Source organism: Enterobacter sp. PGRG2, from assembly GCF_030291195.1.
GTDB lineage: Bacteria > Pseudomonadota > Gammaproteobacteria > Enterobacterales > Enterobacteriaceae > Enterobacter_D.
On record NZ_CP127837.1, the window covers coordinates 2,286,156 to 2,300,623 of the forward strand.

The following is a 14,468-nucleotide window of genomic DNA, read 5'->3' on the forward strand; positions in this document are numbered from 1 at the left end:
CTTCCATCAAGGGGAAGGTCAAGGGGGAAAGATGAATATCAGCGATGTGGCGAAAAAAACCGGGTTAACCAGCAAAGCGATCCGTTTTTATGAGGAAAAAGGGCTGGTGACGCCGCCGTTGCGCAGTGACAACGGTTACCGGCACTACACGCAAAAACATCTCGATGAACTGACGCTGCTGCGTCAGGCGCGGCAGGTAGGATTTAATCTTGAGGAGTGCGGCGAGCTGGTGGGGCTGTTTAACGATCCGGCGCGTCACAGCGCTGATGTGAAAGCGCGCACGCTGCAAAAAGTGGCGGAGATTGAGCGCCACATTGTTGAGCTGCAATCGATGCGCGAACAGTTGCTGACGCTGGCGGCCTCCTGTCCGGGCGATGACAGCGCCGACTGCCCGATTATTGATAATCTCTCGGGCTGCTGCCATCGCAAGGCGCAGGCATAATCAGCCTGCTTCCCCCGGCGAAAGCGCCTGGCGAAACCAGCGGGTACGCGATAACAGCAAAGTAAACAGGCCGGTGCACAGTAGCGACGTGCCCATGGCAACAAAGTAGATCGTCCAGTGTTCCGTAAACACCGACAGAAAACCCGGCAGCCCGGAAATGCCAATCGACGGTGCTTTCACCTGATAGCTGGCGACGATGCTGCCCGCGATGCCTGCGCCGAACATCGCCGCCATAAAGGGAAAACGATAGCGCAGATTAACGCCAAAAATCGCCGGTTCCGTGACGCCAAGCCAGGCCGATACCGCAGCGATTGCGGCCACGCCCTGCATCTTTTTATTGCGTACCAGAAAGAAAATCGTCATCGCGCCCATTCCCTGGGCCAGGCTCGCCATCACCTGAATCGGCCACAGGGTGGTGTACCCCAGGGTGCCGATCATTTGCAGATTCACCCCTAAAAACAGATGATGCATCCCTGTTACCACCAGCGGCGACAGGATAGCGGCGAAAACCCCGCCCGCCAGCCCAGGCGCGACGTCAAACAACCACAAAATGCTGCCGGTCATGCCGTTTCCCAGCAGCATGGTCAGCGGACCAATCACTAAAAATGCCGCAAAGCCGGTGACCAACAGGGTCACGGGCGCGACGATAATCACCTGTACCATATCCGGAACCACGCGCGCCAGTAAACGCTCAGTACGCGCCAGTAACCAGGCGCAAAGCAGTACGGTGATCACCTGCCCCTGATAGGCTACTTTTTTCAGTTCCAGGCCCATAATGGACCAGTACTGCACCTGATCCGGCGTTTTTGAGAACTGCTGGGCGCTCATTAAATCCGGGTGGATGAGCAGCAGGCCAAGCACAATCCCCAGCACCGGATTACCGCCGAATTTTTTCACCGCCGACCAGCCAATCAGCGCAGGTAAAAACAGAAAAGAGGTGTTGGCGATAAGATTAATAATGCCGGAAACGCCCTGCCAGGAGGGATAATGTTTTATCAGCGGATCGTCAAAAAACAGCCCCGGATTAACCAGAATATTATTCAGTCCCAGTAATAGCCCGGAGGCGACAATCGCTGGCAGGACCGGAATAAATATATCGGCAAGATTCTTTATCAGTTGCTGTAACAGGTTACCGCGTTTCTCGGGTGGTTTTTGGGAAGGAACTGGCGTATTTCCGCGCTGCCGGGAAATTTCCTCGTAAACCTTATCCACCAGACCGGGGCCGATAATAATCTGAAATTGCCCGTTAGCGTTAAAACAACCTTTAACTAAATCATTGCTTTCCAGTTCCTGAATATTAATACGCTTCTCATCATGCAGTACCAGCCGTAATCGCGTCAGGCAATGTCCCATGGAAATGATATTATTACTCCCGCCAATAAGTGTAAGCAGCGAACTGGCGTTATCCTCCAGCGTTCCTTTCATGATTTTCGTCCTGAAGTGTCGGGTGCCGCCCCGGATAATTACACGCGCTTTTTTATACTGTCAATACACTTAATTTATTGATTTTATGAATATATTGTTTATAAGTTATCCGTGCTGTTCACCGTAGTTTTTCTGGACAGAAACCGCGCGCAGTGCCACGATGGAGGCGATATTCTTCGCAAATGGAATTCCGATGATGCAGCCCAATATTTTGCTGATGATTTCCCATGACAGCGGACGTAAATTTCAGAACTACGGTTATCGGGTCGCCACGCCGCATATTAATGCGCTGGCGCAGCGCGGCCTGCAATTTGACAATTGTTATTGTCCTGCCCCGCAATGCAGCCCCAGCAGGGGCGCGTTATTAACCGGTTTATACCCGCATAATAATGGCCTTATCGGGCTTGCGCATCTCGGTTTTTGTATTTCAGAGGGTGTGACGACCTTACCAAAAGAATTACAAAAAAACGGCTATTACACGGCGCTCATCGGGCTCAGTCATGAAACCATTAATAACGCGCCGCCGGTCGCCGAACGGGTATTTTCCTCCACTACCGCGCTTGGCTACGATGACTATAACCCGGTGCCCGGCGAGCGCGCGTCACAGGTTGCCGATTCGGTGATCGATTTTCTCCTCCGCCATCAGCATGACGATCGCCCGTTTTATCTTAACGCCGGTTTTTTTGAAACCCACCGCGATTTCGATGAATATCAGCCGGTTGCGGATCGGCCTGACGAGGTGGAGGTATTCGATTTTCTGCCGGATGTTGATGCCGTTCGCCAGGATATCGCCCTGTTTAACGGCGCGTTAAAGATGCTGGACAGCGCTGTGGGGCGCATTTGCGCGGCGCTGGATGCAACGGGACTGGGCGATAACACCATAGTGGTGTTCACCACCGATCATGGCGTCGCCTTTCCGCTGGCGAAAGGCACCCTAAAAACGGCGGGGCTGGAGACGGCGCTGATTATCGTGCTGCCGGGCAAAGCGGCTGTCACCGGCCGTCGGCAGGCGCTGTTGTGCAATATCGATCTGATGCCCACCTTGCTTGAACTTATTGGCGCAGAATGTCCCCACGGGCTTGACGGTAAAAGTTTTGCTTCGCTTTTGCACAGCCCGTGCGACGAAGGGCGGGAGTCGTTCTTTACCGAGCTGACCTGGCACGACAAATACCACCCTATGCGCGGCGTGCGTACCGCCCGCTACAGCTACGTCAAAAATTTTGCCGACGGACCGCTGGTCTATATTCCCGTAGATGCGCATCTGAGTCTGTCTGGGCTTGCGGTGCGGGAGCGGCTGTACGTGCCAAACGAGCCGGAGGAGCTGTACGATCTGCATCTGGATCCGCTGGAGAAAAATAATCTTATCGCTCATCCTGACTATCAGGCCATCGCCGCCCGGCTGCGTGAGCGCGTGGCAAACTGGATGCGAGAAACCGACGATCCGCTGCTTAGCGGTCCGGTGAAGGGCGTGGAGTCACGGCGCTGGGCGCAGGAGATCGCTGCTGGTCGGGCGTATCCGGGACGGGAAAAGTGGCAGAAGCAGATGAAAAGCCCGGAGGGCGATGACCGCTCCGGGTAAAGGTGCGGCCATCGGGGGAAGGGATCAGCGGGCGCGTACCCGCAGGGTGATCCCCTCAACGGCKATCACCACCACCGGCGTCCCGGCAGGCAGATCCTCATCGGCGCTCACCGGCCAGGAGCTGTCGCCCACCCGCATGTGTCCGCGGCCATTCACCAGCCCCGTTTCCAGCGTAAAGTGACGGCCCACCAGCTGAACGCCCCGCTGATTCAGCGCGGCATCGGCAGGTTTTTGTTCTTTCACCCGCCGCGCCAGCCAGCGCCACCACAGCCAGGCGGCCAGCATGGTCAGCAGGGAAAACATCACCCCCTGCCACTCCCAGCCAAAGGGCAGCAGCCAGACTACAAGGCCGGTCACCACCGCGGCCACGCCGCTCCACAGCAGATAACCGTTGCCGCCGAGCATTTCAGCCGCCAGCAGGATCCCGCCGAGGCTTAACCAGAAAATGTGCGGATGCGCGAGCAGGATGTCCATGGCTATTTCTTCCGCGCAGTGGCGCTGTCGCTGAGCAGTTCTGAAATCCCGGCGATGGATCCCATCAGGCTGCTGGCGTCCAGCGGCATCATGATCACTTTGCTGTTATTAGACGAGCCAATGTGTTGCAGCGCTTCGGTATATTTTTGCGCCACAAAGTAGTTCACCGCCTGAATATCACCGGCGGCAATCGCCTGAGACACCATCTTGGTCGCCTCGGCTTCCGCTTCCGCCGAACGCTCGCGCGCTTCAGCCTGCAGGAAGGCAGACTGACGCTCGCCTTCCGCTTTCAGGATCTTCGACTGCTTCTCACCTTCGGCTTTCACAATCTCTGCCTGGCGAATACCTTCGGCTTCCAGAATATAGGCGCGCTTGGTACGTTCCGCTTTCATCTGCGCGTTCATGGCGTCAATCAGTTCAGCCGGCGGGCGCACATCGCGGATCTCAATACGGGTGATCTTAATACCCCACGGATTCGTCGCTTCATCGACAATATGCAACAGGCGGGTGTTAATGTTATCGCGCTGCGACAGCATTTCGTCCAGCTCCATGGAGCCCAGCACAGTACGGATGTTGGTCATCGTCAGGTTGATGATCGCCAGCTCCAGATTGCTCACCTCATAGGCGGCTTTCGGCGCGTCGATCACCTGGATAAAGCACACCGCATCAATGGATACGTTGGCGTTATCTTTGGAAATGACTTCCTGGGACGGGATGTCGAGCACCTGCTCCATCATATTGATTTTGCGGCCAATGCGGTCCATAAAAGGTACCACCAGGCTCAGCCCCGGTTGCAGGGTGTGGGTGTAACGCCCGAAGCGCTCGACGGTCCACTGATAACCCTGCGGCACGATTTTCACCCCCGCGCCGACCACCACCAGAGCAACAAAGATAAGAATTGGGATAACGATAAGCATAAAACCTCCTGTTATTAAATCCGTGGGTATTGAATTAGATCCATTTCATTACGGGTAAGTATAACTTTTATCGTCACCAGGCACCCCTGTTAATCCTGAGGGTGAAAAAGGGCGGGAATGAAATCAAAAGATGCGGACGCTTTATGCAACAGGATAAGACCGCACGGCAAGTACGGAATATGACTTTTCAGACTAAGTGGTAACCCGCAGGCTGGCACAATACCACAGCACTCCGTAGGCCGGGCAAGCTTGCGCCGCCCGGCGAAACCCACGTCAGTACAGCAAAGAATACAACTTACGGCGATATTTCGACGCCAGCGCATCACCCGTGCCAAGCGCAGCCAGGATTTCCTGCAACATCTTGCGCGCCTGGCCGTCGGCGGCATTCAGATCCTTGCTCAGATGGCTGAAAAGTAACTCCAGCGCTTCTTCATTGCGGCCCACCTGATGCAGTTGCAGCGCCAGCTGCGTGGCGAGCGTTGCGTTTGCCGGATCGATTTCCACCTGCTGTTGCAGCAGCTGGATCTCCGGCGTATCCGCCGCCTGTTTCAGCAGATCGATCTGCGCCACCAGCCCCTGATAGCGGGTATCCTGATCCTGCATCGGAATGGTTTTCAGCACCGCTTCCGCATCCTCGGAGCGGTTAAGGGAGATCTGCGTTTCCGCCAGCAGCAGACCAATTTCGCTCGCCTGATTTGAAAGCTGCCAGGCCTCTTTTAACAGCGGCAGGGCGTCGGCATAGTTGCCTTCCTGGATCAGCTGCATCGCCTGCTGCGCTTTCAGCTCTTCTTCACGCGGCAGCACTTTTTCCAGCAGCGCGCGGATGGCTTCTTCCGGCTGCGGCCCCTGGAAACCATCCACCGGCTGGCCGTTCTGGAACAGGTAAACGGTCGGGATGGCGCGCAGACCAAACTGCGAGGCCACCATCTGCTCGGCGTCGCAATCGACCTTCGCCAGCAGGAACTGCCCGTTATACTGCGCCGCCAGCGACTCCAGCACCGGCGTCAGTTGCTGACAATGCTGGCTACGCTCGGACCAGAAATAGAATAACACCGGCGTGGCGACAGACTGCTCCAGCGTTTGCTGTAGGTTCGCTTCGGTAACATTGACAATATTTTGTACGGACATAACGTTTTCTCTGTTTTCGCGTTTATCTTTACATGGGGTCAGGCGTGGAGCCTTCAACTCAGCCGCGTAAAATTTTATCCATCAGACGATCCGGTAACAGGCGTTTTAATACCCTTACCGCATGGGTGACCAGCGTCACCGGATAACGTACTTTTGGCCGCTTACTCTCAAAAGCATGGCGCACTTTGGCGACCACTGCCTCCGGGCCGAGGGTAAAACGTGCGGCGATACCCGGATTTTCCACCGGCTTGTCGCTGGTCTGATTGACGTTTTTCGTAAAGCGGGTGCGGATGGGACCAGGTTCAATCAGGCTCACCTTAATGCCCGTGTGCCGCAGCTCCATACGCAGCGCATCCGACCAGGCTTCCAGCGCATATTTACTGGCGGCATAGGCGCCGCGGCCGGGCGTGGAGATCAGCCCCATCACCGACGATGTCATCACGATACGGCCCTCGCCGTGGGGGATCATCGCGGGCAGCAGGCGCATGGTGAGCTGGTGCGCGCCAAAAAAGTTGGCGGAAAACTGCTGCTCCATCTGCTCGCGGGATACGGTATTAAGCGCGCCATAGACCCCGTAACCCGCATTATTAAAGAGGCCGTACAGACGATTGTCGGTGCGCGCAATCACCTCATCGGCGGCGCGCTCCACGCTTTCCGGCGAGTCCAGATCCAGCAAAATGCCGGTAAAACCCATCGCATTCATCCGCGATACGTCATCGGGTTTGCGGCAGGCGGCAAGGATATGAAATCCCTGACGCTTCATCTCCACTGCCGTTTCCAGACCAATTCCGCTGGAACATCCTGTAATTAAGACCGATTTTTGCATAACTTTACCCGTCGGCTTTCCCGATTATTTATGAGGCGTGGTTTACTAAAGGTGCCAGGCGTGTCGCCATCCAGTCGGCGATAAACGGCTGGGCGTCAGGATTAGGATGGATACCATCGTCCTGCATCCACTGCGGTTTCAGATAGACCTCTTCCATAAAGAAGGGCACCAGAGGAATATCGAACTCGCTGGCAAGTTTGGGATAGATGGCGCTGAACGTCTCAGTGTAGCGACGGCCATAGTTCGCCGGCAGACGGATTTGCATCAGCAGCGGTTGCGCGTCGGCGGCTTTTATTTCCTGCAAAATTTTACGCAGCGTGGCTTCGGTCTGCGCCGGTGCGAAACCCCGCAGGCCGTCATTGCCGCCCAGTTCCACCAGTACCCAGCGCGGCTGATGCTTTTTCAGCAGGGCGGGCAGACGCGCCAGCCCCTGCTGCGAGGTATCGCCGCTTATACTGGCATTAACCACCGGCGTCTTCTGCTGCCATTTATCGTTGAGCAGCGCCGGCCAGGCCGCCGTTGCCGCCATGCGATACCCGGCGCTCAGGCTGTCACCCAGAACCAACAACGTGTCCGCCAAGGCGGCGCGACAGGTTAACAGAAGCATAAAAAGGAAGGGCAAATGCCAGCGGAAAACATTGTTGAAGTTCATCATCTTAAGAAGTCCGTCGGTCAGGGGGAACATGAGCTGTCCATCCTCACCGGAGTTGAGCTGGTTGTCAAACCCGCGCAGACCATCGCGCTGATTGGCGAATCCGGATCCGGCAAGTCCACATTGCTGGCGATCCTCGCCGGGCTGGATGATGGCAGCAGCGGTGAGGTGCACCTGCTGGGGCAGCCATTGCACAGTATGGATGAAGAAGCGCGGGCAGCCCTGCGCGCGCAGAACGTCGGCTTTGTCTTTCAGTCCTTTATGTTGATCCCAACGCTGAACGCGCTGGAAAACGTCGAGCTCCCGGCGCTGTTGCGCGGCGAAAAGAGCAGCCAGAGCCGGGAAAATGCCCGCGCGCTGTTAAGCGAGCTGGGGCTGGCGAAGCGTCTTGATCACCTTCCGGCGCAGCTTTCCGGCGGCGAACAGCAGCGCGTGGCGCTGGCGCGCGCCTTTAACGGGCGTCCCGGCGTGCTCTTTGCTGATGAACCCACCGGCAACCTCGATCGCCAGACCGGGGATAAAATCGCCGATCTGCTGTTTTCCATGAACCAGCAGTACGGCACTACGCTGATCCTCGTCACCCACGATCCGCAGCTCGCCGCCCGTTGCGATCGTCGTTTGCGGCTGGTTAACGGCCTGCTGCAGGAGGAAGCATGATCGCCCGCTGGTTCTGGCGCGAATGGCGCTCGCCTTCGCTGTTGATCGTCTGGATGGCGCTGAGCCTCGCTGTCGCCTGCGTGCTGGCGCTCGGCAACATCAGCGATCGCATGGAAAAAGGCTTAAGTCAGCAGAGCCGCGACTTTATGGCGGGCGACCGCGCGCTGCGCAGTTCGCGGGAGATCCCCGAAGCCTGGCTGGATGAAGCGCGTAAGCTTGGCCTGAAAGTCGGCACGCAAATCAGCTTTGCCACCATGACCTTTGCCGATGACACGCCGCAGCTGGCGAACGTCAAGGCGGTTGATGACATCTACCCGATGTACGGCGAGCTGGAAACCCGCCCGGCTGGCGTAAAGCCGCAGCCGGGAAGCGTGCTGCTTGCGCCGCGTCTGATGGCGCTGCTGAAACTGAAAACCGGCGATGAAATCGATGTCGGCGATGCCCGTTTACGCATTGCCGGTGAAGTGATCCAGGAGCCGGATGCCGGTTTCAATCCCTTCCAGATGGCGCCGCGCCTGTTAATGAACGTCGCGGATGTGCCTAAAACCGGCGCGGTACAGCCCGGCAGCCGCGTCACCTGGCGCATCAAATTTGGCGGCACGCCCTCGCAGCTGGAAGCCTACGAGAAATGGCTGCTGCCACAGTTAAAGCCGGAGCACAAATGGTACGGCCTTGAGCAGGACGAAGGGGCGCTCGGCAAATCCCTTGAGCGCTCGCAGCAATTCCTGTTGCTGTCGGCATTGCTGACGCTGCTGCTGGCGGTTGCCGCCGTAGCGGTGGCGATGGGGCATTACTGCCGCAGCCGCTACGATCTGGTGGCGATCCTCAAAACCCTCGGTGCGGGGCGCGCCCAGCTGCGCAAGCTGATCGTCGGCCAGTGGCTGATGGTGCTGGGGCTGTCAGTCATTACAGGCGGCGCCATCGGCCTGGTGTTTGAACGGGTGCTGATGATCCTGCTGAAACCCGTGCTGCCCGCCGCGCTGCCGCCTGCCAGCCTGTGGCCGTGGTTGTGGGCGGTGGGCACCATGGTGGTGATCTCCCTGCTGGTAGGGCTGCGTCCGTATCGTTTGTTACTGGCAACGCAGCCGCTACGCGTGTTGCGCCGCGATGCGGTTGCCAGCGTCTGGCCGCTGAAGTTTTATATCCCGGCTATCAGTATCGTCACTGTCCTGCTGCTGGCCTGGTTGATGGGCGGCAGCATGCTGCTGTGGGCAGTGCTGGCTGGTGCGGTGGTGCTGGCGGCGCTGTGCGGACTGCTCGGCTGGATGCTGCTTAACGTGTTAAAACGCCTGACGCTGAAAGCGCTGCCGCTGCGCCTCGCGGTAAACCGCCTGCTGCGCCAGCCCTGGTCAACCTTAAGCCAGCTGTCGGCGTTTTCGCTGTCGTTTATGCTGCTGGCGATGCTGCTGGTGCTCAGAGGCGATCTGCTTGACCGCTGGCAGCAACAGCTGCCGCCGGAAAGCCCGAACTATTTCCTGATCAACATTGCTTATGAGCAGGTCACGCCGCTGAAAGGGTTTCTCTCGGAACATCAGGTGATCCCGGAATCCTTCTATCCCATTGTAAGGGCGCGGCTGACGCAGATTAACGGCACATCCACGGACGGCAATCAGGATGAAGCCTTAAACCGCGAGCTGAACCTGACCTGGCAGTCGCAAAAACCGGATCACAATCCGATCACCGCAGGCAGCTGGCCGCCGAAAACCGGGGAAGTGTCGATGGAGCAGGAGCTGGCGAAACGGCTGAATATTTCGCTGGGCGACAGCGTGACCTTTATGGGCGACACCCAGGATTTCACCGCCAGAGTTACCAGCCTGCGTAAAGTGGACTGGGAAAGCCTGCGGCCTAATTTCTACTTCATCTTCCCGCCTGGCGCGCTGGACGGACAGCCGCAAAGCTGGCTGACCAGTTTCCGCTGGGAAAACGGCAACGAGATGCTGACGCAGCTTAACCGCGAATTCCCGACGGTCAGCCTGCTGGACATCGGCGCGATCCTGCAACAGGTCGGTCAGGTGCTGCAACAGGTGAGCCGCGCGCTGGAAGTGATGGTGGTGCTGGTGACCGGGTGCGGCGTGCTGCTGTTGCTGGCGCAGGTGCAGGTAGGAATGCGTCAGCGTCATCAGGAACTGGTGGTATACCGCACTCTTGGCGCGGGCAAAAAACTGCTGCGTACCACGCTGTGGTGCGAGTTCGCGCTGCTCGGTTTTGTCTCCGGGCTGGTGGCTGCTATCGGCGCGGAAACGGCGCTGGCAGTTCTGCAGACGCGTGTGTTCGACTTCCCGTGGGAGCCGGACTGGCGGCTGTGGCTGGTGCTGCCGCTCTCCGGCGCGCTGCTGCTGTCGCTGTGCGGCGGCTGGCTTGGTACACGGTTACTGAAAGGCAAAGCGCTGTTTCGTCAGTTCAGCGGTTGATTCTCTCTGCCCCTCTCCCTGCGGGAGAGGGCATCGTCCATCGCTCCCCCTCTCCCTCCGGGAGGGGGCCGGGGTGAGGGCATTGACGATCCCCTGTCATTCAGTGACATACTCCGTAGCATCATGAAATATTTTCAATTACTGCCGCGCCGCCTTTATGCCATCTTAAACCGTCAAATTCTGAATGCGCCGCGTAGCACGGCGCGTCACACAGCACATATCACATTGATCAGGAGAAATTATGGGACGTCGTTTCAGCGTGCGCGCCGCCGTCGGGGCATTACTGTTAACCTGCGGGCTTGCTCAGGCCAGCGATCCACAAACCATCACCTTCGGCGTCGCCCCAGGCCCCTACGGTGACATGGTGAAACAGGCCATCGCGCCGTCACTGAAAGAGAAAGGCTATAAAGTGGTGGTGCGCGAATTCAGCGACTACGTACAGCCGAACATGGCGCTGTCCAACGGCAGCATCGACGCCAACCTGTTCCAGCACTCGCTCTATTTCAACAAATTCGTTGCCGATAAAAACCTCAAGCTGACGAAGCTGATTAACGTGCCGACTGCCGGCATGGGCTTTTACTCGCACAAAATCAAAAGTCTGGATGAATTGAAGAAGGGGGATATCGTTACCCTGTCTAACGATCCCACCAACCTGGCGCGCGGCCTGCGTTTCCTGCAATCCCTCGGTCTTATCACCATTAAAGACAATATCGATCCGACCAAAGCTTCCGAGCGCGATATCGCCAGCAACCCGAAAGGCCTGGTGTTCAAACCGCTGGAAGCCGCTCAGCTACCGCGTACCCTCGACAGCGCCACCGCCGCCCTGGTCAACGGCAACTTTGCTATCGCCGCAGGCATGAAGCTGGACTCGGCGCTGAAGCAGGAACAGCTGGATGATAATCTGAAAAACATCATCGCCGTACGTAGCGAAGACGCCGAAAAACCCTTCGCGAAAGACATTGTTGCCGTGGTCAAATCTCCGGCTTACCGCGCGGTGATCGACTCGCCAGACAACGTTTACAGCGCCTTCCAGAAACCTGAATGGATGGTTGCTGCGGATAAAAAATAAGCGGCGCACAGGATTAATTCTGGCAGGCTGCGGCCTGCCTTTTGCATTTCGAGGACGGCATGATTGAGATAGATAAGGTCTGCGTGGACTTTCCCGCAGGCCGCGGCCCGACGACCCGGGCGGTGGATGACGTCAGCCTGCGCATTGCGCCGGGCGAAATTTTTGGCATTGTCGGCACCAGCGGCGCGGGCAAAAGCACCTTACTGCGCACCCTGAACGCGCTCCAGCGTCCCTCGCAGGGCAGCATCAAAATTAATGGCGTCGAGATCTCCGCTCTGGAAGGCGTCACCCTGCGCCGCGCGCGGCAACGTATCGGCATGATCTTCCAGCATTTTAACCTGATGCACACCCGTACCGTGGCGCAGAACGTCGCCTTCAGCCTGAAAGCGGCAGGCTGGGAGCGGGCGAAAATCACCCCGCGCGTGGCGGAAATTCTTGAGTTGGTAGGGCTGGCGGATAAAGCGAATCGCTACCCGGTACAGCTCTCCGGCGGGCAGAAACAGCGCGTCGGTATTGCCCGCGCTATTGCCAATCACCCGGACGTGCTGCTGTGCGATGAGCCGACCTCCGCGCTGGATCTGGAAACCTCCGCCACCATTCTGGCGCTGTTAAAGCAGATCAATGACACCCTCGGCATCACCATCGTGCTGATCACCCACGAAATGAACGTCATCAAAACTATCTGCGATCGCGTGGCGGTGATGTCCGGCGGCAAAGTGGTGGAGATGGGCGAGGTGTTTGATATTTTTGCCCACCCGCAGCATGCCTTCACGCAGCAACTGGTCTCGCACACCCTGAACCTGACGCTGCCGGAACGTCTGCAACAGCATCTGCCGGGGCAGTTGCTGAAGATCCTGTTTATTGGCGATTCGGCGGAGCAGCCGGTGTTGTCCGACGCGGCGATCCAGTTTGGCGTGGCGGTGAACATCCTGCACGGCAAAATCGAATACCTCGGCGAGCGGGCGCTCGGCATTCTGGTCGTGCAGCTCACCGCTCCCGATAACCCGACGGCGGTGGACGCCGCCGTTGATTATATTCGCAACCGTACGGCACGCGTGGAGGTGATCCGTGGATGAGTTATTACCGGATTTGATGCTGGCGTTTAATGAAACCTTCCAGATGCTGAGCATTTCGACGGTGCTGGCGATAGTCGGCGGTTTACCGCTGGGCTTTCTGATTTTCGTCACCGATCGCCACCTGTTCTGGCAGAATCGCGGCGTTTACCTCATCAGTTCCGTACTGGTGAATATCATCCGCTCGGTGCCCTTTGTGATCCTGCTGGTGCTGCTGCTGCCGCTAACGCAGTTTCTGCTAGGCAACACCATCGGGCCGATTGCCGCCTCCGTACCGCTGTCGGTGGCCGCCATTGCCTTCTATGCGCGGCTGGTGGACGGCGCGCTGCGGGAAGTGGATAAGGGCATCATCGAAGCGGCGGAAGCCTTCGGCGCCAGCCCGATGCGTATCATCTGCACCGTACTGCTGCCGGAGGCCAGCGCCGGGCTGCTGCGCGGCCTCACCATCACGCTGGTCAGCCTGATTGGTTATTCCGCGATGGCGGGGATCGTCGGCGGCGGTGGCGTGGGGGATCTGGCGATCCGCTATGGCTACTACCGCTACGAAACCCAGGTGATGGTGGTGACGGTGATCGCGCTGATTATTCTGGTGCAGGTGGTGCAGATGCTGGGCGACTGGCTGGCCGCGCGGGCGGACAAGCGGGGCCGCCACTGATTACCCCTGTAGCAGCCAGCCGTTGACCTCCTGCCATGAGCCGCGAAAGACGATCTTCGCGGCTTTCTTTTCCAGCTGATAGCGGTACATCGGATCGTAATACTCCTTCAGTAACGGCACCAGCCAGGCATCGTGACCTTGGGTGTCGCCGTGCTGCCGCTGGCTCGCCAGCGCCGTATCAAGGTGCGCGCTGAGTTCGGCAAAGCGCTGCAAGCCCAGACGGCGACGAATGGCGTACAGCCCGTGATGCAGGTATTCCGCATAGGCCAGCCAGCCCGCGTCTTCGCCGTACGTCACGGTAAAATCGCGCTGCATCCGCACAAAATATTCCTCATGCAGACGCGCCACCCGCAGGTCGAACGGATCCTCCACCACCGCGATGGGCGACTGCGCCATGCGATCCCGCAGGCACTCCGGCAGATGATTAGCGCCGATCATACGGCCTTCATCTTCCAGCACCCAGCGCGCCGCATCCCGCTTAAGCAGTTTCACCGCCAGCGCGTTCTCAAAGCTCGCCTGGGAAAGTTGCGGCCTGAGCGTGCGGCCAAATGACGAACCGCGGTGGCGGGCCAGACCTTCCAGATCGATGCCGTCCGCATGCTGGCGTACCAGATCCGTTTTGCCACTGCCGGTGCAGCCGCCGATCAGCACCAGAGGACTCTGTACGCGCTGTTCTGTTGCCTGGATCGCCGCCTGGCGCAGCGCCTTATAACCGCCGGGGATGAGCGGATAATCAATGCCCGTCTCGCGCAGCCACTGCTGAGTGATATGGGAGCGCTGGCCGCCACGGGCGCAGCACAGATAGCCGTCAGGATGGCGCAGGCAGGCATCACGCCAGGCCTGTATGCGCTGCTCGCGCGTAACGCCGGATACCAGCTGATGCCCGAGCTTCAGCGCGGCTTCCGGGCCCTGGCGTTTATAACAGGTGCCGACCGCCGCGCGCTCTTCGTCGTTCATCAGGGGAAGATTGAGCGCCGACGGCATTGCACCCTGGGTAAATTCAACCGGGGCGCGCACGTCCAGCAGGGGCGTATCAGCGGCGAGGATCGCGCAATAATCCATGCCAGTGTTCATGAGACTTCCTTCTGCACATCAAAGGGCGACGTTTTACGTCAGAACGCCGTATTTTACGCGTTCATTTGTGCGGTGGGGAAAAAATT

At 58.3% G+C, this 14,468-nt stretch carries 14 protein-coding genes; 7 read left to right on the plus strand and 7 right to left on the minus strand.

The features are described from left to right. Window positions 1-31 precede the first annotated feature (31 nt). Window positions 32-442 (plus strand): Cu(I)-responsive transcriptional regulator, encoded by a 411-nt coding sequence (gene cueR / locus QRD42_RS09920; protein ID WP_072567601.1) that lies wholly within the window; start codon window positions 32-34, stop codon window positions 440-442. Here the strand turns inward: cueR and QRD42_RS09925 are convergent, their stop codons facing one another. Continuing rightward, window positions 443-1,867 (minus strand): PTS transporter subunit EIIC, encoded by a 1,425-nt coding sequence (locus QRD42_RS09925; RefSeq protein WP_321986998.1) that lies wholly within the window; start codon window positions 1,865-1,867, stop codon window positions 443-445. Window positions 1,868-2,060: 193 nt separating this feature from the next. On the opposite strand from QRD42_RS09925, the gene QRD42_RS09930 reads away from it, so the two are divergent. Next, window positions 2,061-3,446: a sulfatase gene (locus QRD42_RS09930; RefSeq protein ID WP_321986999.1), complete on the plus strand. Its 1,386-nt coding sequence runs from the start codon at window positions 2,061-2,063 to the stop codon at window positions 3,444-3,446. Window positions 3,447-3,470: 24 nt separating this feature from the next. On the opposite strand, the gene QRD42_RS09935 is transcribed toward QRD42_RS09930, so the two are convergent. The 5 genes from QRD42_RS09935 to tesA form a co-directional block, all read right to left on the minus strand. Next, window positions 3,471-3,920 (minus strand): NfeD family protein, encoded by a 450-nt coding sequence (locus QRD42_RS09935; RefSeq protein ID WP_321987000.1) that lies wholly within the window; start codon window positions 3,918-3,920, stop codon window positions 3,471-3,473. Window positions 3,921-3,922: 2 nt separating this feature from the next. Continuing rightward, complete coding sequence (locus tag QRD42_RS09940) at window positions 3,923-4,837, minus strand: SPFH domain-containing protein (RefSeq protein WP_072567605.1); 915 nt, start codon at window positions 4,835-4,837, stop codon at window positions 3,923-3,925. Window positions 4,838-5,110: 273 nt separating this feature from the next. Continuing rightward, window positions 5,111-5,965, minus strand: a complete 855-nt coding sequence (locus QRD42_RS09945; protein WP_321987002.1) for a thioredoxin family protein — start codon at window positions 5,963-5,965, stop codon at window positions 5,111-5,113. Window positions 5,966-6,023: 58 nt separating this feature from the next. Continuing rightward, entirely contained in the window at window positions 6,024-6,791 is a 768-nt protein-coding gene (locus QRD42_RS09950; RefSeq protein ID WP_318363273.1) for an SDR family oxidoreductase, read from the minus strand. Between the two features lie 28 nt (window positions 6,792-6,819). Further along, window positions 6,820-7,446 carry a multifunctional acyl-CoA thioesterase I/protease I/lysophospholipase L1 gene (gene tesA, locus QRD42_RS09955; protein WP_321987003.1) on the minus strand — a complete coding sequence of 209 codons (627 nt, stop codon included), beginning with the start codon at window positions 7,444-7,446 and terminating at the stop codon, window positions 6,820-6,822. On the opposite strand from tesA, the gene ybbA reads away from it, so the two are divergent. The 5 genes from ybbA (at window position 7,414) to QRD42_RS09980 (ending at window position 13,308) form a co-directional block, all read left to right on the plus strand. After that, window positions 7,414-8,100 (plus strand): putative ABC transporter ATP-binding protein YbbA, encoded by a 687-nt coding sequence (gene ybbA / locus QRD42_RS09960; protein WP_072567609.1) that lies wholly within the window; start codon window positions 7,414-7,416, stop codon window positions 8,098-8,100. The genes tesA and ybbA overlap by 33 nt on opposite strands. Next, window positions 8,097-10,511: a putative ABC transporter permease subunit YbbP gene (gene ybbP / locus QRD42_RS09965; protein ID WP_321987004.1), complete on the plus strand. Its 2,415-nt coding sequence runs from the start codon at window positions 8,097-8,099 to the stop codon at window positions 10,509-10,511. The genes ybbA and ybbP overlap by 4 nt, the downstream gene beginning before the upstream one ends. A 241-nt stretch (window positions 10,512-10,752) precedes the next feature. Continuing rightward, window positions 10,753-11,580, plus strand: coding sequence for a MetQ/NlpA family ABC transporter substrate-binding protein (locus tag QRD42_RS09970; RefSeq protein WP_072567611.1), 828 nt, complete (start codon window positions 10,753-10,755; stop codon window positions 11,578-11,580). 59 nt (window positions 11,581-11,639) lie between these two features. Continuing rightward, the gene (sfbB, locus tag QRD42_RS09975; RefSeq protein ID WP_318363277.1) at window positions 11,640-12,656 is read left to right on the plus strand and encodes a virulence-associated ABC transporter ATP-binding protein SfbB; all 1,017 of its coding nucleotides are present in this window, start codon (window positions 11,640-11,642) and stop codon (window positions 12,654-12,656) included. Continuing rightward, window positions 12,649-13,308 (plus strand): methionine ABC transporter permease, encoded by a 660-nt coding sequence (locus tag QRD42_RS09980; RefSeq protein ID WP_072567612.1) that lies wholly within the window; start codon window positions 12,649-12,651, stop codon window positions 13,306-13,308. Before sfbB ends, QRD42_RS09980 begins: the two co-directional genes overlap by 8 nt. Here the strand turns inward: QRD42_RS09980 and mnmH are convergent, their stop codons facing one another. Then, on the minus strand, window positions 13,309-14,382 hold the full coding sequence (mnmH, locus tag QRD42_RS09985) for a tRNA 2-selenouridine(34) synthase MnmH (RefSeq protein ID WP_321987005.1): 1,074 nt from the start codon (window positions 14,380-14,382) through the stop codon (window positions 13,309-13,311). Between the last annotated feature and the right edge of the window lie 86 nt (window positions 14,383-14,468).